Source organism: Streptomyces sp. NPDC101234 (assembly GCF_044767525.1).
Lineage (GTDB): Bacteria > Actinomycetota > Actinomycetes > Streptomycetales > Streptomycetaceae > Streptomyces > Streptomyces sasae.
The window spans coordinates 75,244-97,769 of the sequence record NZ_JBIWOA010000024.1 but is presented as its reverse complement, the minus strand read 5'-3'; the positions used below and the strand labels follow the sequence as shown (position 1 = coordinate 97,769).

At 70.5% G+C, this 22,526-nt stretch carries 10 protein-coding genes; 4 read left to right on the top strand and 6 right to left on the bottom strand.

The genetic code is table 11. The annotated features are described in order from the left end of the window. Nucleotides 1-7 precede the first annotated feature (7 nt). The 5 genes from ACIRR9_RS35995 to ACIRR9_RS35975 all read right to left on the bottom strand — a co-directional run bounded on the left by ACIRR9_RS35995 (nucleotide 8) and on the right by ACIRR9_RS35975 (nucleotide 14,613). Nucleotides 8-6,895, bottom strand: a complete 6,888-nt coding sequence (locus tag ACIRR9_RS35995; RefSeq protein ID WP_403760797.1) for a polymorphic toxin-type HINT domain-containing protein — start codon at nucleotides 6,893-6,895, stop codon at nucleotides 8-10. Between the two features lie 114 nt (nucleotides 6,896-7,009). Beyond that, nucleotides 7,010-11,398 carry a LamG-like jellyroll fold domain-containing protein gene (locus ACIRR9_RS35990; RefSeq protein WP_403760794.1) on the bottom strand — a complete coding sequence of 1,463 codons (4,389 nt, stop codon included), beginning with the start codon at nucleotides 11,396-11,398 and terminating at the stop codon, nucleotides 7,010-7,012. A 154-nt stretch (nucleotides 11,399-11,552) separates the two neighbouring features. Next, nucleotides 11,553-12,146: a TetR/AcrR family transcriptional regulator gene (locus ACIRR9_RS35985; RefSeq protein WP_365342215.1), complete on the bottom strand. Its 594-nt coding sequence runs from the start codon at nucleotides 12,144-12,146 to the stop codon at nucleotides 11,553-11,555. Between the two features lie 29 nt (nucleotides 12,147-12,175). Further along, nucleotides 12,176-13,852 carry a class I adenylate-forming enzyme family protein gene (locus ACIRR9_RS35980; protein ID WP_403760790.1) on the bottom strand — a complete coding sequence of 559 codons (1,677 nt, stop codon included), beginning with the start codon at nucleotides 13,850-13,852 and terminating at the stop codon, nucleotides 12,176-12,178. Next, complete coding sequence (locus ACIRR9_RS35975; RefSeq protein WP_123978307.1) at nucleotides 13,849-14,613, bottom strand: SDR family oxidoreductase; 765 nt, start codon at nucleotides 14,611-14,613, stop codon at nucleotides 13,849-13,851. The genes ACIRR9_RS35980 and ACIRR9_RS35975 overlap by 4 nt, the downstream gene beginning before the upstream one ends. A 159-nt stretch (nucleotides 14,614-14,772) precedes the next feature. Here ACIRR9_RS35975 and ACIRR9_RS35970 point away from each other — a divergent pair, with 159 nt between their 5' ends. Together ACIRR9_RS35970 and ACIRR9_RS35965 are read left to right on the top strand one after the other, a co-directional pair. Next, complete coding sequence (locus tag ACIRR9_RS35970; RefSeq protein ID WP_403760786.1) at nucleotides 14,773-16,008, top strand: exo-beta-N-acetylmuramidase NamZ domain-containing protein; 1,236 nt, start codon at nucleotides 14,773-14,775, stop codon at nucleotides 16,006-16,008. Nucleotides 16,009-16,088: 80 nt separating this feature from the next. Then, nucleotides 16,089-17,432: a serine-threonine protein kinase gene (locus ACIRR9_RS35965; protein WP_403760783.1), complete on the top strand. Its 1,344-nt coding sequence runs from the start codon at nucleotides 16,089-16,091 to the stop codon at nucleotides 17,430-17,432. Between the two features lie 62 nt (nucleotides 17,433-17,494). Here the strand turns inward: ACIRR9_RS35965 and ACIRR9_RS35960 are convergent, their stop codons facing one another. Next, nucleotides 17,495-20,278, bottom strand: a complete 2,784-nt coding sequence (locus tag ACIRR9_RS35960) for a penicillin acylase family protein (protein WP_403760780.1) — start codon at nucleotides 20,276-20,278, stop codon at nucleotides 17,495-17,497. Between the two features lie 269 nt (nucleotides 20,279-20,547). Between ACIRR9_RS35960 and ACIRR9_RS35955 the strand changes: the two genes are divergently transcribed. Together ACIRR9_RS35955 and ACIRR9_RS35950 are read left to right on the top strand one after the other, a co-directional pair. Then, entirely contained in the window at nucleotides 20,548-21,150 is a 603-nt protein-coding gene (locus tag ACIRR9_RS35955; protein WP_384561937.1) for a hypothetical protein, read from the top strand. A 141-nt stretch (nucleotides 21,151-21,291) separates the two neighbouring features. After that, complete coding sequence (locus ACIRR9_RS35950; protein ID WP_403760777.1) at nucleotides 21,292-22,359, top strand: RNA ligase (ATP); 1,068 nt, start codon at nucleotides 21,292-21,294, stop codon at nucleotides 22,357-22,359. Nucleotides 22,360-22,526 lie beyond the last annotated feature (167 nt).

The window sequence follows — 22,526 nt, the reverse complement described above, 5'->3', positions numbered from 1 at the left end:
TCCCTGCCTAGTGGGCGTCCGTGTACCAGAAGGAGAGGACCTTCCCGTCGGGTGCGACGATCCCGCCCTTGCCGCCGTTGGGATCCGAGTACTTCACGGCCCAGTTGCCGTTCTCGTCACGCTGGCCCCTCGCGTTGTAGCCCTTCTTGCCACCAGGCTGGGCCAGTTGCTCGGCCCAGTCCTTCGAGTCCCGCAAGTACTTCTCGCGTGAGATGTTCAGCGGCTCGGCGTGCTTTTCCCAGTGGTAGTCGAAGCTGCGCTCAAGGGTCTCGAAACTGCCCCTGTCCCAGACGGCCGCGGCCCCCTCAGGGCACAGCCCCGCGTTGTGGACCAGCACCGGCGTGGCGCCCGCGAGCACATAGTACGTGTGCAGGTCTGCCACGGTGATGTTGCGGACCGTGGCGGGCTGGGTCCAGTGGCGGACGGCGGTGATGCGGATCTCGGTGCCCGCGGCCGTGGTCAGGCGTTCGGCGGTCCTGAGGTCGCCTGCGTCGATCCAGCGGCGCAGGTCCGCCGACCAGAACGGGTGGCCGTCCGTCGCCGTGACCGAGACGGTTCGTTTCCCGCCCTTCTTGTCCTTGACGGTCAGGGTGATTCGGACCAGGTGCTTGAGGCCCCGGCCCAGGATCTCCGCGGTGACCGTCTTGACCTCGGTGCGGCCGGTCTTCGGGTCGGTGGCGAGGACCTTGTCGCCGGTCTTCACGTCCTCGATCGGCTTGGTGGTGCCGTCGGCCATGAGGACCGCGGTGCCCGGGACGAAGCTGTTGCAGGGACGCGGGCGTTCCGCGCCTGCCGCGCCGCCGATGTAGGCGAGCAGGGCGTCGTTGACCATGCCCTCGATGACCTTGCCCCGTGCCACCTCCCTGGCCTCGTCCGCGCACTGCTTGGCGTTGTAGATGCAGTAGGTGGCCGCGATCTCCTTCGCCGTCGCCACGTCGGCGTCGTCGCCGTTGTGGAGGACGTAGAGGTAGGCCTGACGGCAGCCTTCGCGCCCGTAGCAGGCGGCGCCGGCCTTCTTGGACTCGTAGACGGGGTTGTCCCAGAAGTCGTCCGTGAACTCCCCGTCCATCATGCTCGCCCAGTAGTTCTGGAGCTTGTCGATGTCGTTGGTGACGGGGGTGTTGTCGGCCGTCCAGGCCTTCTGCCGGGCATGGGCGCGCTTGTAGATGTTGCCGCGGTGGTAGTCGCTCGTGCCCGTCTTCGGGTCGTAGCCGACTTCCTCCTGCTCGTGCTTGCTGCAGTACTTCACGTCGTACTGGCAGGAGTTGGGGCGGGAGCCGATCTCCGTGCCCGCCGGGTCGGAGTAGGTGAGCGGGTTGTTGTCGGCGTAGGTGTAGCCGTGCATCTGCTGTGGGTCGGTGGCCGTGAAGACCGGGTCGACCGACAGGAAGCGGCCGGTCGCGGGGTCGTACTCGCGCGCGCCGAGATGGGTCAGGCCGGTCGCCTTGTCCGTGGTGCCGCCGACGAAGCCCTTGGTGCCGGGCCAGTTGCCCGGTTCGGTGCCGCGGGTGCCGCCGAAGGGCTCGGTGCGGCGCTGGGTGAGGGCCTGGGTGTCGGCGTTGACGGAGAGCTGGGCGGTGCCGTGGTGGTCGGCCAGGGTGAAGGAGATCGTCCCGTCGTCCTGCTGGACGGCCTGGTGGCCGCCGCCGAGGTCGAAGTACCGGGTGGCCTTCGCCGTGCTTGCGCCCTTGGCCAGGGTGATCTCGGTCGAGCCGAGGTAGAGCGTGGTCTCGGTCGGGGTGCGGCCGATCAGCCTGTCGCCGTCGGCGTCGTACAGGTACTCGGTGACCTTGTCGCTGCCGCCCTCCACCGGCTGGGTCACCTTGGCCAGATGGCCTTCCGCGTCCCAGTCCAGGGTCTGCGAGGTGCCGTTGCCGAGGAGGCGGGTGTGGGTGTCGCCGATGTCGTCGTAGGTGAAGCTGTCGGTGGACTTGACCGTGCCGGTCGTGGTGTCCACCGAGTCCAGCTTGTGGGAGCCGGGCTTCGGGTAGTGGTAGACGCGCTGGGTGTCCGAGGCGCCGCTCGTGGTGGCGTGCTGGGTCTCGGTGAGCCGGTTGCCGACGGCGTCGTAGGAGTACGACGTCCAGTACGGCGCCGGACCGCCCAGGACCCCGGAGGACGGGTCGGTGGCGCAGTCGGTGGCCGGCTGTGACCATGCCTCGGTCAGCCGGCCCAGGTAGTCGTAGTCGAAGCACTGGTTGTCGGTGCCGGAGCGTGAGGTGTCCGAGACGGACAGGACGTTGCCGGCCTCGTCGTACGTGTACGTGTTGTGCTGGTCGACACCGGTCACGTCCTGCCGGCTCACCTCGGAGGTCGCGAGCCGCCGCGTGCCCCACTGGTAGGTGTTGTTCTCGACGGTCTCCTTGCCGCCGTTGGCGGTGAAGACGTACTGGAGCGGCTTGCCCGTGGTGCTGTAGGCCGTCGAGCCCTTCAGGTTCTTCGGGCCGCTGACGGCGATCGGCCGCTGGGTGCCGTTCTCGTAGGTGTAGGTGAACGTGTCGGCCGCCAGCGCACCGGCCTTGGGATAGCCGACGCCCTGCACCGTGCCGGAGAGGTTGTAGCTGGTCGTCGACAGGTACGTGCCGGCCAGGCTGCCCTCGGTCGAGGGGATCGTCACCTGGGTGCGCTGCGGGCGGTAGAGGCGGTCGTACGCGAGGACCTTGGTGCTGTACGCCTGCCCGCCGCTGTAGCGGACGGTCTCGGCGAGCTGCCCCTTGGCGCCGCTGACGGTGTCGTAGACCCACTTGGCGCGCAGGGTGCCGGTGGCGGAGGTGTCGTGCAGTTCGGTCCTGCGGCCCTGGCCGTCGTAGACGTAGGCGAGGACGGTGCCGCGGGCGTCCTTGGTGGTGGTCACGAGCCCGCGGTCGTCGTACTCGGTGCGGGTGGCGCCCTTGTCCGGGTCGGTGGTGTCGGTGAGCCGGCCGAGCAGGTCGTACGTCCAGGTCCAGGAGTTGCCGCCCGGATCGGTGACCTTGGTCAGCTCGCCGCGCGGGCTGTAGTGGTAGGCGGTGGTGTCGAAGGCGGCCTCTGGGGCGCGGGCGTGCAGTTCACGGATCTCGGTGGTCTGACCGCGCGAGTCGTTGAGGGTGGTGGTGGCGGTGCCGCCTACCGGCGGGATGACGGTGGTGCGGTCGCCGCCGTAGAGGGTCTTCGTGATGCCGAGGACCGTGCCGCCGTCGCCGTTGCCGGCGATCTGCCGCAGCTCGGTCTGCCGGCCCAGACCGTCGTAGGTGTAGCGGTTCCGGGTCTCCACGCTCAGCGCGTTCTCGGGCTTGAACATCGTCGTGGAGGGCGCGGTGGTGTCGGTGTAGTAGGTGGCGAACTCCTCGGCCACCTGGCCGCGTTCGTCGTAGAGGGTGTCGCTGAGGAGGGTGCCGCCCTTGGGGCCGGGCGCCTGCGTCTGACGGGGGCGCAGGAAGCCGTCGTAGAAGACGTACGAGGTGTCCTGCACGCCGTTGTTACCGATGATCTTGGTGCCGACGGCGACCGGCTTGCCGTCGGTGACGGTGTACGTGAACTCGTAGCTGGGGGTCTGGCTCGTGGTGCGGTCGGCCGGCCAGACCTTGGTGGTGCGGCCCAGCGGGTCGTACGCGTACGTCGTGACCTTGCCGTTGGTGTCGGTCTGGGTCAGCGTCTGGCCGCGCAGCGCGTCGAAGGTCTGGGTGGTGGTGGTCGCGGTGGTGCTGTCGCCGGGGGTGACCGGCGGGTTGGTGAGGGTGGAGGAGGTGGCGAAACCCGAGGTCGGGTTGTAGGCGGTGGTGGTGGTACGGCCGTCCGAACGCGTGGTGCGGGTGAGTGTGCCCGCGGCGGTGACGGTGACGTCGGCGGTCAGGTCGGTGGTGGTCAGCAGGCGGCCGTAGCCGTCGTAGCCGGAGCCGGACTCCACGTACACCGCGGTGGTGCCGTCGTACTTCTTCAGCTTGGCGACCCGGGTGGCGTCGCCCTTGGTGGCCGCCGCCCCGTAGGCGCCGCCGTCGTAGGCGGTGCGGGTGTCGGAGAGGACGTCGGCGGGACGGCTGGTGGCGGCGTCGCAAGCCTTGGCGACGGTCTCGACGCGCACCGGGGTGTTGAGGACGATGCTGCCCAAGGCGTAGGTGGAGCGGGTGCACTGGTCGTCGTCCGTGGTGGACGTGTCACCGGCGTCGTCGATCCGGGTGATCAGGCCGGTCGCCGGGTCGAGGGTGTTGGTGAGGGAGGTGGTGCGCCATTTGGCGCCGACGCCGTCGTCCAGGGAGGTCCAGGTCCTGGTGTTCTCGGTGCCGGTGAGGTCGGCGGTGACGGTGCCCCAGTCCCGGACCTTCCTGGCGGTCTCGTTGTGCCAGGGGCGGTTCACCGTCTTGGCGAGGACCTTCCCGCCGGGCGCGGAGTAGGTGACGGTCTTGTAGCCGAACCCGGCCGTCGAGGCGTGGTCGGTGATCGGATCGCCCTCGCCGGGGTCCAGGGTGACGCTGACGTCCTTGGTGCCGCCGGAGGTGTTCTTGCGGTCGCCGTCCATGCCGCGCAGGAAGTGGCTGTCGGTCTGCGTCCGCATCGCCGGGGCGCCGCCCTGGCCGCCGGTGCGCACACGGACATGGCCGTAACCGCGCCAGTCGGACCAGGTCTTGAACTTGTCCTTGGTCATCCCGTCGGTGTCGTCGTAGTGCCAGGCGGCGCCGTCCAGGTAGTCGTACATGGTGACCTGGTCGGGGGCTCCGCCGGTGCGGTCGGTCGAGGTGACCGTGTCGACGACGTACTTGTTGAACCACTGCCGTTCGGGGTCGGTGGTGGCGTCACCGCCGATGTACTGCGGGAAACAGCGGGTGGTGTTGGTCTCCGGGGTGGGCAGTGCGGCGAAGTCGCAGGCCGGGGCGGAGTAGCCGACGTCGATCTGACCGCCGGACTCGTCGGCGACGGTGGACAGGCGGGCCTTGATGAAGGGCGCCCAGCCGTCGCCGGTCTTGTCGAGCCGGTTGGCGAGCTGGGTGTAGGCGAAGGTGACCTTCGGCAGGGTGATGGTGCTGGTGCCGTCGTGTCCGGTGCGCTGGACGGAGTCGAGCAGCAGCTGGTAGTCGATGTCGGCCTGGCCCCAGCGGTGGGCGAGCTTCCAGTCGTCGACCTCGCTGTAGCCGCCGCCGGACCCCAGGACCTCGGTGCTGACGCCGGTGAGCCGCTTGCGGGTGAAGAACGCCGGGGAGACCCGGCCCTTGTCGCAGTCGGTGCCCGCGTCGCAGTTCAGGTCCCACGGGGTGTCGTACCAGTAGAAGGCGTCCTTGCCGATCGACGAGCAGTCGGTGCTGCTGTCCGGGATGCACCGCTCGGAGCTGGTGAAGTCGACCCGGGCGAGGGCCTTCGCCGAGTACACGGAGGTGTTCTTCAGGCCGTAGTCGATATGGTCCAGGGTGCCGCCGCGCACATAAGGGGTGTCGTCGGCCGGCTTGAGGTTGCGGCCGTAGGAGTTGGTCTCCTTGTTGTAGTAGTACGCGGCGGCGTTGCCGTGGGTGTCCACGACGTAGTCCAGGTTCCAGCGCCAGCCCTGCTGGCACCAGGAGTCGGCGAAGGCGGCCGCGTGGCAGGGCTCGCCGGAGTCGTCGCCGTAGACCGGGACGGTCCAGGTGGAGTCGGCGGTCGCCTTGCCGGTCGCCCAGCCGGGCAGCCGGTTGTAGCCGAAGTAGTACTGGGTGCCGTCGGGGGTGGTCACCCGCCAGTACTCGTCGTTGCGGGCGCCGTTGGAGCGCACGTCGGAGGTGGAGCCGTAGATCCGCTCGACCTTGGTGCCGTTGTCGTCCTTCAGCTTCCAGGTGTCGGTGCCGCTCGGCACCAGCTCGCCGCCGGTGCCGTTGAGTTGCAGCACCGCGTTGTCGTAGCCCCAGCACAGATCGCCGGGCACGTTGCCGTCGGCGTTCTTGACGTCGTCGTCGGAGCAGGCCTTGTACCGGCGCTCGATGTACCCGGGTGACAGGTCGAAGCCGTCGCCGACCCAGGAGGACTGGTTGTTGGTGTTGCCGGTACGGCCGTCGACGGCTCCGGAGGAGTACGACAGGGAGAGGTTGGGGACCAGGCCGCCGGGCACCTGGGGCACCGCCAGGGGGTACGACCAGGCGAACGAGCCGCTGCTCAGGTCGGTGCTCCAGGTGGCGGAGGCGGACAGGGAGGTGGCCTTGTAGTCGCCGAGACCGCTGCCGGAGCCGGCGACCGCGGCGAGCACGGTGGCCGAGGTGGCGCTGAGGGTGACGGCCTTCGCGGTGAGGGTCTTCGTCTCCGGGTCGTTGACCGTGGCCACCGGCTCGGTGGTGCGGCACTGCGGCTTCTCCGGGCTGGTCAGCACGCAGGCGGGCAGCTCGACGAGGCGGAGCCGGTCGGCGTAGCCGCCGCCGAAGGAGCCGGCGAAGGAGGAGTAGTCGAGCCCGGCGCGGACCGTGCCGGCGTCCTCGGCGCGGCCGGCCCGCAGGGTGAAGACGGGACCGTCCAGGCCGGCCTTCCGTGCGAAGGCGCGGTCGAGGACACGGGCGGCGACCTTGCCGGTGGCGGCGCCTTTTCCGGCGGCACCCTTGGCACTGGCGCCCTTGGCACTGGCGACCCCGGTGGCGAGGGTGAGCGGCAGGCCCTTCGCACGGGCCGGCTTCGCACCGAGTGTGACCGTCGCCGCGCCCGGTTCCGGCCAGGCGGTGGCCGGCGGTTGCTGCGGGGTGCGCGGGGTCTTCATGAGCTTGCGCGGCTTGGCCTTGGCGGCCGGGCCGCCGGCGACCGGTGGTTCGGAGGCGGGCAGCGCGGGCCGGTGCCAGCCCTCGGCGACGGCCGGGGCGGTGACGCCCTGGAGCAGGGTGGCGGTCAGCACCGAAGCGGTGGCCAGGGCGATTCTGCGTCGTGGAGTACGGAACAGGAACAGGCGGGCGAGCCTGCGTGCTTCGGGTCTCATGGTCATCCCTCGTGGTCCCCTGTGGCGCCCACCGGGTGCCGGTCCGCGGTCGGTGCGGTACGGCACCCGGTGGGCGCGTGTCGAACGAGCCTGGGCCGGACGGGCCGGACGGGGTCAGTCGCCGCTGGGTACGGCGGTCTCGACGCCCGGCATGCCGACGGCGAGGTGGCTGATCTGGGTGTCGTTCAGTGCGCCCTGGAAGGTCCACAGGTCCGACACCGTCCCGGGGAAGTACTCGCCCCAGGTGGTGGTGCCGGTCTTGGCGCGGCCGAGCTGGAGGTTCTGTGCGGCCTTGAAGGTCACGACGTTCTCGCCGGAGGAGTCGATGTCCGTGCAGCCGGCCACGTCCGGATCGCCGTCCCCCTCGGTGTCCGCGCAGGCCACGTCCTGGAGTTCGCCGTTGACGTACAGCTTGAGGTCGTGGGCGAATCCGTCGTAGACGACGGCGAGGTGGGTCCAGTCCTGGACGCTGAAGAACTGTCCGTTCTCCACCTGGGTGGTGGCAGCGGTCGTGGTGTCCGCGTCGGCGGTCTCGATGCGCCAGCGTCCTGGATCGGTGTCGGTCGCGCCGGGCACGTAGCGCACGGCGAACGCGCTCTTGCTGGTGCCGGGCGCGCTGAGCAGGGTGACGTTCCCGGTGGGCTGGGCCGCGGCCTGCACGAACGCGCTGACGGTGAAGCTGGCGCCGGTGTCGACGGTCGGGACGCCCGTGGCGGTGGCCGCGTAGTCGTCGACGCCGTCCAGGGTCAGTCCGCCGTCGACCCAGCCGGATCCGGTCGCGGCCCCGTTGTAGAGGGTCATGCCGGCACCGGTCGCGGAGGCGTCCGGGGTGACCGGCGGGGTGCCGGTGGCCGACTCGAACTTCCAGCGGGCGCCGATCAGCGGGCGCTGCTTGAACAGCTGCCGTACCTCGTCGCCGGAGACGGCACGGTCGTAGAGCCGTACGTCGTCCACGTCGCCCTTGAGCGGGGAGGTGACCGCGCCGGCGGCGGTGAGGCCGCTGCCGATGGTCAGCGGGCCGTCGGCGGACCAGCGGTAGGTGTAGGGGGTGCTGGCCTGCAGGACGCCGTTGACGTAGAGCTGGAGCTGGGCGGCGTCGGCGTCGTAGACGCCCACCACGTGGTTCCACTCGCCGAACCTGCCGGCCGCGCAGTTGGTGTTCGCCGGGCAGGCGGTCTGGGTGGCCCGGACCAGGGCCCCGTCCGCCGTGTCGGACTCGGGCCGGGTGAAGACCCAGCCGCCCAGGGCGGAGGAGTGGTAGAGCTCGAAGCTGCGCCGTACGGACCCGAGCTGGGAGACGGCGATCATGGACCGGGCCTCCTTGTCCTTGGGCAGCCGGACCCAGGCGGAGACCGCGAAGCTCTGGTAGGTGTCCAGGGAGGGACGGCCCGCGGTGGCGTAGTCGTCGACGCCGTCGAAGGTCAGGGCACGTCCGTTCACCCCGGTGGTGCCCGCGGTGGCACCGCCCTTGAGTGCGGCGTCGACGGGCTGGCCGCGTCCGGTCACCGCGGTGGCCTCGGCGGGCTCGTCCAGCGGCCAGACCAGCTTGGCGGGCCGGCCGGTGTCGACCGGCTGCCGGCCGGCCAGTTGGGTCACCTGGGCGTCGGTCAGCTGGTAGTCGAAGAGCTGGACCTCGTCGAGCGAGCCGGGGAAGTAGTTGGACAGGGTGCCGTAGAGGCGGGTCGCGCCGAGGACGGTGCCGCCCCGGGCGTCCCAGGGGCTGGTGAAGGGCGCGGTGCCGACGAGCTTGCCGGCCACGTACAGTTTGACCAGGTGGTCGGGGTTGTCGAAGACGCCGACGAGATGCGTCCAGCCCCCCAGCCGGGCGGTGGTGCACGCGGTGTCACCGGCGGCGCAGGCGGGTTGGACGGCGCGCGCGGCATCGCCGCCGGAGGAGGCGTCGTCGGTGTGCCGCAGGAAGACCCAGCCGCCCAGCGCCGCCGAGTAGTAGACCTCGAAGCCGCTGTGGTTCTGGCCGCCCTGGGACAGTGCGACGACCGGCCGGCCCGGATCGGTGCCCGGCAGCTTGGCCCACAGGGACACCGAGAAGCTCTTGCCGGTGTTGAGGACGGGCGAGTCGGTGGCGGCGTAGTCGTCGGCGCCGTCGAAGGTCAGGCTCTGGCCGGCGACTCCGGCCGCGCCGGGTGTGGCCCCGTGCAGGCCGGCCGGCCAGTCACCGCCCGCTCCGGAGACACTGCTCGCCCCGGCGTTCTCGTCCAGCTGCCAGGACAGCCGGTCGGGCTGTCCGGAGCGCACCCGGAAGGTGTAGGTGGTGGGCTCGGAGCCGTTGCCGGCCGCGTCGAAGGCCTGCGCGGTGATGAAGTTGACGCCCGGCCTGGTCGGCATGAACTTGATCGTCTTGGCGCCGCCGCCCGCGGTGGTCAGCGTGTTGGCGCTGGTGGGCGAGGAGTTGACGCCGAACCAGTACTTGGTGACGTCGGTGGAGGTGGTGTCGATGGAGAAGGTGCCGTACCGGCCGACGCCGTCCCACCAGGGGTCGTTCGGGTCCTCGGAGTCGGAGGGGCCGTACTGCGCGGAGGTGATCGACGGCCCGGCCGGGATGCCCGTGTCGTACAGGAAGTGGCAGCCGTGGGAACCGGTGTAGCTCCAGGCCGACCACTGGGCGCCGTCGTAGGAGCGGACGTGCCATTCCACGTGCTTGTTCTTGGGGATGGAGCTGGGCAGCGACAGGGAGAAGTCGGAGCCGCTCTTCTTGCTGGTGGTGCGGGCCGAGCTCCAGCGGGCCTTCCAGCCGGCGCCGTCGCCCGCGTCCCAGGACGCCTGGAACTGGACGGAGACCGGGTCGCCGTCCGGGTCGGTGACATCGTTGGCGCGGATGGTCCCCACGGAGCGGATGTGCAGCATCTTGTCGGCGGCCACACAGGGGCCGCCCGGGCTCATGGTGAGCTGGGAGAGGCCGATCTTGTCGGGAGCGCGGTTGTACTGCACGCGCAGGTAGGCGTCGTCGGAGAACCGCTTCCAGGTGTAGCGGTCGCCCTCGTCGCTGGCCTTCATCCCGAAGGTGATGGTCGGCCACTTCTTGGCCGCGGCGGTGGCGACGGCGTCCTTCACGTCGAACTCCGCGTCGGCGGCGGCGCAGCCGTCGGAGCCGTAGGCGAAGCTGAGGGTCTTCAGCCGGCCGATCCAGAAGTCGGAGTTGTCCTGGCTGTTCCAGGTGGTGGACGAGGAGATGGGCTTGGTCCGCCAGAGCTGCACCTCGCGCTTCTGGCAGGAGGCGGCGTGGGTCTCGTGGACGACGAACTCGGCGGACAGGATGGAGCGGCCGGCGAACTTCGTGGTCGGGATCTGGTAGAAGAGCCGCTTCACGTCGTACGGGGCGCAGTAGTCCCAGCCGCAGTAGCCGAGGCCGGCGTCGGAGTCGCCGTTGAACTTCCACTGCGGGGAGCTCGCCCAGTACCGGGACACCATGGTCCAGGAGGTGGCCTTGGGCGAGTACCACTGCGGGTCGATGTAGACGGGGTAGCGGGTGTCGTCGCCGGTCAGGAGCTTCTTGTCCGGGGTGAGGACGAGGGTGTCGCCGCTGTCGGAGACGTCGACGCCGACCGGCGCGACACGTCCGGACTCGGCGGCGGTGGGTTCGTCGCCCTCGGAGGCGGCGGCGGTGTCGGCAGCCGCACTCACAGTGGTGGTACCGGCGGACGAGGCCACCCGCGCCACGGCGGGGTCGGCCTGCCCGGCGGCCGGGGTTCCCGAGGCACCCGTGCCCGAGGCACCCGCGCCGGACGCGCCCGTACTGGACGCGCCCGTGCTGGAGTCCCACATCACCGGTGTGGGTGCCTCGAAGACGACGCCGCCCGCGCCCTTGTCGACGGCCTGGAGTCCGCCCGTCGCGGTTTCGTCGACCGCCATGCCGTCGGCGTCCAGCTTCAGCCGCAGCTGGCCGAGGGCGTCGCTCTTGGCGGCCGCTGCGGACTTCACCACGAGGAGCTGGGTGAAGCCGTCGGCCCGGGCGCCCAGCCGCAGGTCGACGTCGGGGAGGATGTCGGGGTAGACGGCGGTGTCGCCGTCGAGGGTCGGGGCGGGCACGGTACCGGGCCAGGAGAGTTCCAGGGTGCGGCCCGCGCGCTCCAGCCGGACCAGGGGGCGGTCGGTACCGCCGCCGGAGAACTCCAGTTCGACAGTGGCCGCCTTGGGCGCGACCATGCCGTCGGCGGCCTTGGCCAGCGCGGTGTCGACGGGCCGCCAGGTGCCGTCGATCCGGGTGCGAACGGGGCGCAGGTACTCCCGGGCCTCCAGATGACCGCCCGGCGTGGCGAACGTGTCGCTGCTCTCGCCGCGCAGCGAGACCACCTCGACGTCCTTGCCGCTCCGCCGGGCCGCCGCGAGAGCCTCCTCCTCGGTGGCGGCACCGGCGGTGCCCGCGCCCCCCGCCGGCTCTTCCCGGCTGGCGCCGGGCGCGGTCCGCGTCGCCGCAGCCGCCGCCGGGAGCGCTCCCAACTGCAGCAGCGCCGCCGTGAGGGCAGCACTCAGGACGAGCGCCACCCCTCGGCCGGGTCTCGACCGTTGTCCACCATGACGCGACATCCGCCCCCCTGTTTTTGGCATGATCAGTTCACAGGAAAGGCAAAGCTAGGGTCAAAATATGGCGGACGGGCGTCTTCCGTTGAAGGGAAGATGAACGTCAGGTGGCCAACGGTCAGGGCCGCAGGGCGCGCAGCAGGAGGTCGGCCAGATGGTCGGCGACCTCCTGGGGGGTCATGGGGCCGTTGGGGCGGTACCAGGTCGACAGGTGGTGGACCGAGCCGAAGTGGTAGTCGACGACCAGGTCGGCCGGGGTCGCGGTGGAGAAGACACCCTCTCGCTGCCCCTCCTCGACGAGCGCGCGGAAGCGTTCGTGGTAGCGCCGGCGCTCGGCGCGCACCTGCTTGTTCTTCTCCGGGCTCAGATGGTGCATGGACCGGAAGAAGATCATCGCGTCGTCGAGGTTCTCGATCGTCGTCACGACGACGTCGGCGGCCGCGCCCCGCAGCCGTTTCTCGATCGGCTCGTCCGCGTTCGCGAAGGCGTCGAGCCGCTCCTGCTGGACGCGCAGCACGCGCGCGTACACCTCGTGCAGGAGGTCGTCCTTGGAGCCGAAGTAGTGGTAGAGCGCCCCCTTGGTGACGCCTGCCGCCTCCACGATCTCCTGCACGGAGGTCCGGTCGTAGCCCTGCTCCGCGAAGAGCCGGGTGGCGGCGGCGAGAAGCCGCTGCGGAACAGGAGCCCCGTCTCCGTCCGTCGTCCTGGGCACTGCCGCCACCTGCCTTTCTCGTAGATCCACTAACCCTGTTGCGGTCGGGAACGCAGTTCCCGTCGGAGGATCTTCCCACTTGCCGTCTTCGGCAGGTCGGGCAGGATCTCCACCTGGCGCGGATATTTGTAGGCCGCCAGTCTCTCCTTGCAATAGAGCGCGAGATCGTCCGGATCGGTTGCAGCGCCGGGGCGCAGACTGATGTAGGCCTTGACGGTCTCCCCGCGGTACCCGTCCGGGACCCCGACGACGGCCGCCTCGCGCACGTCCGGGTGCGTGTACAGCACGTCCTCGACCTCGCGGGGCCAGACCTTGAAGCCGGACGCGTTGATCATGTCCTTCTTGCGGTCGACGACGTACAGCCAGCCCTCGGCGTCCATGAACCCGATGTCGCCGGTGCGCAGTTCGCCGTCCGGGAAGGTCTCGGCGGTGGCCTCGGGCCGCCGCCAGTACCCCGGCACGACCTGCGGCCCGCGCACCGCGATCTCGCCCTGCTCGCCGAAGGGCACCTCTTCGCCCTGGTCGTCGATGATGCGTACGACACCGTCGGGCCCCGGCACCCCGACCGCGAGGGTCCCGGAGACGGGGTCGACGGGCGCTTCCAGCCCCGGCGGTACGGAGGCGCAGGGCGCGGTGCACTCGGTCAGCCCGTACCCGTTGCGGATGTACGGCCCGAAGCCCGCCCGGAACTTCTCCACCAGGGCCGGCGGCAGCGGCGCGCCGCCCGACGAGATGTTCACGAAGGAGGCGAAGTGCTCCGGGGTGACGTCGGGGTGGGCGGCGAGCGCCATGAAGGCGGTGGAGGGACCGACCGTGTACTGCGGGCGGTGCTCGGCGAACGCCTCCAGGACCAGGCCCGGCTCGAAGCGGTACGTCAGCACGAGCGTGCCCGCACTGGTCAGGCAGGCGCCGAGCTGGCAGACCATGCCGGTGATGTGGAAGAGGGGCGCGAGGGCGTAGTAGACCGGCGCGTCGGGCAGCGCGAGCCCGGTCCGCTGCCGCTCGGCGTTGTACATGATGTTGCTGTGGAGGTTGGTGGCGCCCTTGGGAGCGCCGCTCGTCCCCGAGGTGTAGCTGATCAGCGCGATGTCGGAGGGCGCCGGCTCCCGTCCTTCAGGGGCCTTGCCGCCCTGCCGCGCGACGGCGACCAGGTCCTCCGCATCCGTGGCTTGCGGCAGCCGCTCGAAGGGCAGCACGCGCGCGTCGTCGCGTGTCTGGAAGTCCAGTTCGCTGGCGGTGAGCACGATCCGCACGGGCGAGTCGGCGGCCGTGTCGCGCAGGTACGACTCCCAGGCGCGCTGCGAGCAGACCAGTGCGGCGACCTCGCCGTCCCGCAGGACGTGGGAGACCTCCCCCGACTTGTACATCGGGTTGACCGGCACGACGGTGGCGCCCGCCTTCCAGGCGCCGAGCAGCGCGAGCACGAAGTGCGGCGAGTTCTGCAGGACGACGGCGACCCGGTCGCCGCGCTCCAGGCCGCGCTCGGCGAGGTACGCGGCGACGGAGTCGCTCAGCTCGTCGACCTCGCGGAAGCTGAGCCGGGCGTCGAAGTAGGCGAGGAAGGTCCGGTCGGGCGCCTCGGCGACGGCGGCGCGCAGCGCGTGCACCAGCGAGTCGGGGGGATCGACCGGCCCGCGCTGGGCCTCGTTGAGCAGCGCCACCCAGGGCCTGGCGGCATAGCGGGACTCGGTCTCCGACTCGGTCACCTGGTGGCCTCCCACTTCTGCTGGATGTGGTTCATGTTCGTCAGCCAGCGGTCCGGGTCGGTGGCCCGCGCCTGGTAGAAGCCGGCGACCTCGGGATGCGGCAGGATCAGGAACCGGTCCTCCGCCATCCCCTTGAACAGCGCGTCCGCGACGGCGTCCGGCTCGATGGCCGTCGGCTGCAGCACGATATCGCCCGCGCTGCCGGTGGCGGCGAGCATGTCGGTACGGACGCCCTGTGGGCAGATGGCGTGCACTTTCAGGCCACGGTGCCGGTATGTCAGCGACAGCCACTCGGCGAAGGCGTAGGCGGCGTGCTTGGTGACGCTGTAGGGCGCGGCCCCGATCATGGTGAGCAGCCCGGCGGCGGACACGGTGGACACGAACCGCCCGCTCCCCCGCTCCAGCCACTCCGGCACCAGCTCCTGCGCGGCCCGTACATGAGCCATGACGTTGACGTCCCAGCCGGCGGCCCACACGGCCTCGTCGGCCGCCTCGGACCCGCCGGAGCCCAGCCCGGCGTTGGCGCAGTAGACGTCGACGCTGCCGCCGAGCGCGTCCCGGGCGGCCCCGACGATGCCGGACGCGTCCCCGGGAACGGCGATCCCGCCGATCTCCTCGGCGACGGCGGCGGCCTTGTCGCCGTCCAGGTCGTTCACGACGACGCGGGCGCCCTCGGCGGCGAACCGGCGGGCGAGGGCGGCCCCGATGCCACCCCCCGCCCCGGTGACGACGACTCGGGCATCTTGCACGGCTCCCACCATCGGTCTCCTTCGACACGACGCGACACGGCTCAGCATCGGCCAGACTAACCGGTCGGTATGTGTGAAGGGAAGGGTGACCGGACCAACCTAAGGGGCGCGGGGAACTGCGCGACCAGCCCCCACCGACCCGCACCCGGACGACAAACGGAGGCCACCCCCATGCGCCTTTCCAGACGAAGTCTGCTCGCAGCTACGACCGCGGCGGCCGTCGCCCCCGTACCCACCGCATCCGTCACCGACGCCCCCGCCCGTTTCAGGACCGGCTTCGACCGCCTGGCCGCCGACGGCTACGCCCTCCTCGGCGGCCAGAAGGTCGGCATCGTCACCAACCCCACCGGCATCACCCCCGACGTCCGCCACATCGTCGACGTCATGCACGCCGACCCCAGGGTCAAGCTGACGGCGGTCTTCGGCCCCGAGCACGGCTTCCGCGGCACCGCCCAGGCCGGCGGCTCCGAGGGCCGCTCCGACGACCCGGCGACCGGCCTCCCCGTCTACGACACCTACCTCAAGAGCGGCCGGCCCCTCGCCGACATCTTCACCGCCTCCGGCGTGGACACCGTCGTCTTCGACATCCAGGACGTCGGCGCGCGTTTCTACACGTACATCTGGACGCTGTACGACTGCATGGAGGCCGCCCAGCTCGCCGGCAGGCGCTTCGTCGTCCTGGACCGCCCCAACCCGGTGACCGGCCGCGACGCCCGGGGACCGGTCCTGCACAAGGAGTTCGCCAGTTTCGTCGGCCGGCAGCCGATCGCACAGGCGCACGGCATGACCGTCGCCGAGCTCGCCCGGCTGTTCAACGCGGAGTTCCTGACCGCACCGGTCGCACTGGACGTCGTCACGATGGCGGGCTGGCAGCGCTCCCGCTTCTACGACGCCTACGGCCTGCCGTGGGTGCCGCCGAGCCCCAACATGCCGACCCCGGACACGGCGCTGGTGTACTCGGGGACCTGTCTCTTCGAGGGCACGAACCTGTCGGAGGGCCGGGGCACGACCCGCCCCTTCGAACTGCTCGGCGCGGAGGGCGTCGACGCTCGCTGGGCGGCCGCGGCCGACGCGCTCGCGCTGCCGGGCGTGCGGTTCAGGGAGGCGTACTTCGCGCCGACGTTCTCGAAGTTCCAGGGCCGGACCGTCGGCGGGGTGCAGATCCATGTGCACGACCGGGACGTCTACGACCCCGTACGCACCGGAATCGGACTCCTCGTCACCGCCCGGAAGGTGTGGAGCGGCTTCGCGTGGCGGCCGGACAACTGGATCGACACGCTCACCGGATCCACGACCGTGCGCACGATGATCGACGCGGGTGCGGACCCGGACGGGATCGTCGGGGCCTGGCAGGACGAACTGTCCGCATTCCGACGCATCCGAAAGGAGTTTCTGCTCTATAGGTGAGGCGCGTTGTATGGCCAATGTTGCCCGGTGGCGGGACGATGCGCGCACATCGCACCGTTTCGGGGGACGAGGAGCCCGGCATGGCCGATCCTGGGATGAGCGTGACTCCCTACTGGGAGCTGACCTTCGACGCGGACGGCGACCCGGACGGCGCCGAACGCGACCGGCTGCTGCGCGAGGTGACCGGTCACGGCGTCCGTGACCTGATCGTCTTCGCGCACGGCTGGAACAACGACCGTTCGGGCGCGACCGCCCTGTACCGGCACTTCTTCGCCCCGATCCCCGAGCTCTCGCCGAAGGCACGGATCGGGTACGTCGGGGTGATCTGGCCGTCGATGCGGTTCTGCGACGAGCCGATCCCCGACTTCCCGAAGTCCACTGCGGCCGTGGTGCCGGAGCCGGGGTCGACACCGGTACCCGCCCTCGACAAGGACACCCGGCACGCGCTGCTGGAGACGTTCCCGGGGCGGGCCACCGTGGTCGACCAGATCGCCCGGATGCTGGACCAGCGCCCGGCGAACGAACTGGAGCAGTTCGGGCGGCTTGTGCGGCAGCTCGTCGAGGTCGTGCCCGGCGGTCCGCAGCCGCTGTTCGCGGCGGACACGCTCGCGGAGGGCGTCCCGCAGAGCGAGCCCGTGCTGTTCACGGGAGGTACGGCGGCCCTGTGCGAGGAGTTCGCGCATGCGCTGACCGGCCTCCGGCAGGGCGCCGGCGCCGCCGAGTTCGCGCTTCCGGATCCCTGGGACGGGGCGAAGGAGCTGCTGCGGCAGGCGACGTACTACGCGATGAAGCGGCGCGGGGGGACCGTCGGGGAGCGGGGGCTCGGGCCGGTGATCGGGCAGTTGGCCGGGGCGGCGCCGGAGGTGCGGGTGCATCTGGTCGGGCACAGCTTCGGCGGTCGGCTGGTGTCGTTCGCACTGCGCGGGCTGCCGGACGGGGTGCGCACGGTGAAGTCCGTGACGCTGTTCCAGGGGGCCTTCTCGCACTACGCGTTCGCCGCCCGGCTGCCCCAGGACGGGCGTACCAGCGGGGTGCTGCACGGCCAGGAGAACCGGATCGACGGCCCGCTGGTGTGCTGCTACTCGCACTTCGACGAAGCGCTCGGCACGCTGTATCCGCTGGCCTCGCGGATGGCGGACGACTCACAGTCGATCGTGGGCACGGACGCGGAGGAAATGCTCGACGTGGGGCGGCTGCTCGGCGTCAAGTGGGGTGCGATGGGTCACGACGGGGTCCAGGCGGTGCCGGACACCCAGTCGCTGGACCTGGCGGGTGCGCTGCGCGGCCCGCTCGCCGCGTCGGGTTGTGTGAACGTCGACGCGGCGGCGGTCGTGAAGAACGGCGGCCCGCCGGCCGGGGCGCACAGCGACATCGTGCACCCCGAGCTGGCGCGGGTGGTGCTGGCGGCGGGGCGGATCGCGTGACCCCGGCCGCCGGCACCCGTTGATCTACCGTTTCACCGGTGGGCGTTTCACCGGTAGGCGTTTCACCGGTGGGACGTGAACTCCACCACCTGCTGGAAGGTCGGCCGGTTCTGCCAGCTGATGTTGTAGTGCTTGATGCCGCCCAGGGTGCGCTGGACGATCGAGTCGGCGCACCACTGGTTGCCCGCCGAGCAGAGGGAGTCCCCGGGGTAGACGGTGGACGCACTCGTACCCGCCGCTGTGTCCAGCGTGCTGATCAGGATGCTCCGGCAGGAGCTGAGGCTGCCGCCGCCGCAGTACTGCTCGGCCAGCGGCCCGGACACGGTCTGGCCCAGCACCGACCGGATGTCCTTGTCGACGTAGCTCCACCAGCCGTACTGGTAGGAGCTTCCCGCGTGTGAGCCGGTGGGCCCGTGCGCGGCCCACGGGGCCTCGTCGATCGGCAGGTTGGCGGTCATCGCGGTGTACAGGTCGGAGCCGAGGCCGGGCTGGAACTCGGCCTTCACCAGCAGCGGCCACCAGGCGTCGAGGATCCGGATGGCGTCGGAGTTGGCGTAGGTCTTCGAGCCCGCCGAGGTCTCCGTGCGCTTGCCGCCCGCCGTCAGCCAGGTCTGGAGCTTGGTGACGGCCGCTGCGGCCGTGGAGTCGGTCACCGTACTGCTGTTGATCACCTTCAGCAGGTTCGGCAGCACGTCCTCGGCGCGCAGGTCCGTCAAAGATGCATCTGACATGGCCTTGACAAGCGCAGATCGTGTGACCCCGCCCGCCGCGACGAGTTTCTTCACCCGGTCGTTGAGGAGGTTGCCTCGATGGACCGAGCCGTCACCCCAGCTGGCGGTCGTGTAGTCGAGCGCCTGTTTGTTGTTCCAGGAGATGTAGTAGTCCTGGTCGATGGACTGGGGGTGCGCGGAGGCCGGGGTGTAGTCGGCCGTGTTGGTGGTCGGGTCCCAGTTCTGCCACTCGTAGGCGGCCTGGCCCCAGACCGGGAACTCGGGGTCGACACCGCTCGGGCGCACCGGGTTGTTGCCGCTGTTGTAGTACGCGGTGTGCGAGGAATCGGCGTAGAACCAGTTGAAGGTGTAGTTGATGTGCTGCACCGCGCTCTGGAAGGTCTGCGGACTGTTCACAAAGCTGGGATCGTTGAGCATCTGGAAGCCGATGATCGAGTCGGCCTCGTGCATGTAGGAGGAGCGCAGGGTGGTGTAGGCGACCTTCTTCCCGCCGACGGTGGCCCGGTACTCGACCGGCCCGTACTTCGTCTTCCACACGCGCATGGTGTACGAGCCCGCGGCCGTGCCGTCGGCCGTGGTCGGGGTCCAGGAGTTCTTCTGCTCGACCTTGTCCATGGCGGTGCAGGTGCCGTGGTACAGGTAGTGGTAGTCGTCCGTGCAGAGTTCGACGGCGTAGGAGTCGATGATGTCCTGGCCGGAGGTCGTGGCGGACCACGAGTAGTCCTGGCCGCGGCCGAGTTCGACATACATGCTCAGGCCCGCGAACGAGGCGCCGCGGGCGCTGATGCCCGGGCCCTGGATCTCCTGGAGCATGAGGAGCTGCGGGGCGAAGTAGCCGGTCTGCGGTCCGAAGACGGCGATCGGATGTCCGCTCGCGGTGTACTTGCCGCTGACCACCAGGGCGTTGGACATCCCGCGCTTGGCCGAGCTGAGGGCCGTCGCGGTCGCCGTGGCCGAGGCGGCGCTGGCGCTCTGGTCGGCGCCGGTGCCCGTGGCGTCGTAGACCAGCGGCTCCGTGGTCACCGAACCGGCGTCGGGCAGTGCCTCGCCCTGCGGGTCGGACGGCTTGGTGCCGTACGGGAAGCTCTCGCCGTTGTGGACGGTGAGGACGGCCTCGGGGTCGTTGCGTTCGCGGAACGACTCCCAGACCTTGGTGCCCTCGGTCACGCCGTACTGCTCCTGGGCGGCGAGCAGGGAGATGGCGTTGTTGACCTCGCCACCGCCGCCGGAGCCGAACAGCGTGCCGATCACGGAGGCCAGCGCCACCAGGTCGGTGATCTTGAAGTGGTCGATCGTACCGGCGTTGGTGATCGAGTCCTTGTGACCGGTCAGCACATACTCGCCGGGGAAGTAACGGCCGCTGTCCGAGGCGTCGATATAGGCGTTGATACCGGCGAGATAGGCGTTGGCATCGTCGAGCGCCTGCTGGCCGCGGGTGCCGTTGTTGGCGACGGCGTTGTCGATCTGCGCCTGGAGGTCGGCCTCGGTGTACGGGGCGTTCCGGTAGAACTCCTGTTCAAGGCCCTGGTTGGAGGCGACGCCGCCGGCGAAGGTGGTGAGCTGGCCGCGGCCGACGTGCCGGAACACGTCCATGAGCCACAGCCGGTCCTCAGCGGCCGCATAACCCGCGCCGAACTCCGTGCCGTATCTGGTGGTACCGGTGATATGAGGCACCCCGGTGGCCTTGTCGCGGACGATGGTGACGTCGCTGCGGCCGGCCGGGCTCTCCGTGGAGGCGACTTGACTCGAAGCGACCCCGAACGACGCGTCGTTGAAGAACGTGTTGATCTTCGCGTCGGTGAGGGTGGAGGCACCCGTGGCGAGGTTGGCGTAAGGGCCGAGCTGGTCCTCGGCATGACTGGGCTCGGTACCGAAGGCCTGGTTGAGCAGGATCTGGGCGAGGGTGGCATTGCCGTTCTCGCCGGGCGGCAGGATGTCCGAGCACTGGCCGCCGCAGTAGTCGTTGGAGGCGGCCGCGGCGGCCGGAGCCTGGGCGAGCGGGGAGAGCAGCCCGGCTATCAGCGCGCACACGGATGCGGCTTTCAGGAACCCGGGGAGCCTGCGGGGAGTTCTCAACTTGTCGAACAACGCGTGATGTCTGGTGCGTCGTTGCATGACATCTCCTCTGGACGAGGGGTGGTGCCGGACGTTACCGCCGGTATCCCCGGGATTGAAGATGAACATGCGTCAAGTTTTGGAGTGGTCACCGGAGCGTCCGGTGCCAACGGCTGTCGGTCAAGGCGGGCGGCCTTATGGACGGCATCGGAAATCGGATGGAGCCGATTCGAGTGTCGATACGTCTATACGGCAACGTCGCGCGAAGTCCGTGCGGCGACGCCGAAGTGACCGAAGTACAGGTGCAGGTGTGACGGAGGTGCAGGGCGATGGCCGGTTTCCGGAGTCTGGCGAGACAGGTGCGAGACCCACGGTGCGATCTGGCGCTACGGCGTTACTCGCTGCGCAAGTGCCTGGAGCGGTTCGCTCCTTACGGGCACCGCGCGACCTGGGACCATCTGTGTGCGCGGGCCGGGTTCGGTCCCGAGGACCGGTCCCCCGATCCGGCGCGTCTCGTGGGCGCGCTGGACGAGCTGGAAGAGGCGCGGGCGGTCTGGCTGGCCTATGAGGTCGAGTTCGCCGAGCGTCGCAAGAAGGAGAAGCACGACGGGCTGCGCCGTCCCGGCAGCGTGGACGACTGGCACCGGCTGACCTGGGGCGGATTCGGAGTGGCCTGGTGCGACGACCCCCGGGTCCATCCCGACGAACCACTCGCCGAGGTGCTGCGACGGCTGATCGCCGCCCTGGAGCGCGAACCGGGCACGGGCTGCCCGGTGTGCGAAGGGGAGCGCCTCATCTGGAAGTACGACCTGGACCACGAGCCCTCCGCCGGTCCGGTCTGCGCGGACTGCGGGATCCTGGTGCCGCGTCCGGTGCTCACCCCCGAGGCCCTGGCCTACGCCAGGCGCGGGCGGCTGCTCATGTCGGCCTGACCACCTGGGGGTGCGCCGGGGATGCCGCACCCCCTCAACTGAGCGGGCGACGCTAGCAGTCGGTAAACCGCTGGTTCCACCCCTTTCCCGTGCGGAGAGTTGGGGGCGATGACACCCGTCTGAGGAACCGCAGGAGCACCGATGTCGACGCTGCGCGTCACCGCCGAAGTCCTGACCGTCCACGAACACCCGAACGCCGACGCGCTGGAACTGGCCCAGGTGGGCCTGTACCGCGCGGTCGTGGCCAAGGGCGCGTACCGCACCGGCGAGGCCGCCGTCTACATCCCCGAGCAGTCCGTGCTTCCGGCCGGGCTGATCGAGGAGCTGGGGCTGACCGGGCGGCTGGCGGGCAGCGGCTCCGACCGGGTGCGGGCGGTGCGGCTGCGCGGTGAGCTGTCCCAGGGGATCGTGTGCCGGCCGAAGGCGCTGGCGGGCGTGGACCTGGCGCGGGCGGCGGCCGAGGGCACCGACTTCGCGGCGGCGCTCGGCATCACCAAGTGGGTGCCGCCGGTCCCGCCGACCATGGACGGCGACGTCGAAGCGGCGCCCGAGCTGATGCCATGGGTCGACATCGAGAACATCCAGCGCTACCCCGGCATCTTCGAGCCCGGCGAACCGGTGGTCCTCACCGAGAAGATCCACGGCTCGGCCTGCCTGCTCACCTACCTCGCCGACGAGGACCGGGTGTACGTCTCCTCCAAGGGCTTCGGGGCGAAGTCGCTGGCGCTGAAGGAGGACCCGCGCAACCTGTACTGGCGGGCCGTGCGGGCCCACGGCGTCGCCGAGGCGGCCGCCCGCCTCGCCGCCCGGCTGGGGGCGCGCCGGGTCGGGATCTTCGGCGAGGTGTACGGCGCGGGCGTCCAGGACCTGGCCTACGGCGCCGACGGCCGACGGGAGTCCCTCGGGTACGCCGCGTTCGATGTGTCGGCGGAGATCGACGGGGCGGTGCGGTGGCTGGACGCGGCGGAGTTCCTGGCCGAGGAACTGCCGCTGGTACCAAGGCTGTTCGAGGGGCCTTACGCCATCGAGCGGGTACTGGAGATCGCGAGCGGACGGGAGACCGTGTCCGGGCGCGGGCTGCACCTGCGCGAGGGCGTGGTGATGCGGCCGCTGGTGGAGCGCTACAGCACGGTGACCGGGGGCCGGGCGATCGCCAAGGCGGTGAGCGGGGCCTATCTGACCCGGAAGGGCGGGACAGAGTTCGAGTAGGTGCTGGGGGTGGGGGCGGGGGGACGCTTACCGGCGCTTGCAGGGTGCCGTCGCACCCACCCGTGCCGCCCCGGGCGGCACGCATGCCCGCAGTTGAGTAAGCCCCGTAAGGGGCGCTGGGGGTACCCCCGGCCGAAGGCTGGGGGAGGAACTGCGCGACCAGCCCC

Bases quoted from the DNA above. Each gene is read 5' to 3' on its own strand.
- ACIRR9_RS35995 (WP_403760797.1), bottom strand. From the start codon at position 6,895: ATGAGACCCGAAGCACGCAGGCTCGCCCGCCTGTTCCTGTTCCGTACT.
- ACIRR9_RS35975 (WP_123978307.1), bottom strand. From the start codon at position 14,613: ATGGTGGGAGCCGTGCAAGATGCCCGAGTCGTCGTCACCGGGGCGGGG.
- ACIRR9_RS35970 (WP_403760786.1), top strand. From the start codon at position 14,773: ATGCGCCTTTCCAGACGAAGTCTGCTCGCAGCTACGACCGCGGCGGCC.
- ACIRR9_RS35965 (WP_403760783.1), top strand. From the start codon at position 16,089: ATGGCCGATCCTGGGATGAGCGTGACTCCCTACTGGGAGCTGACCTTC.
- ACIRR9_RS35960 (WP_403760780.1), bottom strand. From the start codon at position 20,278: ATGCAACGACGCACCAGACATCACGCGTTGTTCGACAAGTTGAGAACT.
- ACIRR9_RS35955 (WP_384561937.1), top strand. From the start codon at position 20,548: ATGGCCGGTTTCCGGAGTCTGGCGAGACAGGTGCGAGACCCACGGTGC.
- ACIRR9_RS35950 (WP_403760777.1), top strand. From the start codon at position 21,292: ATGTCGACGCTGCGCGTCACCGCCGAAGTCCTGACCGTCCACGAACAC.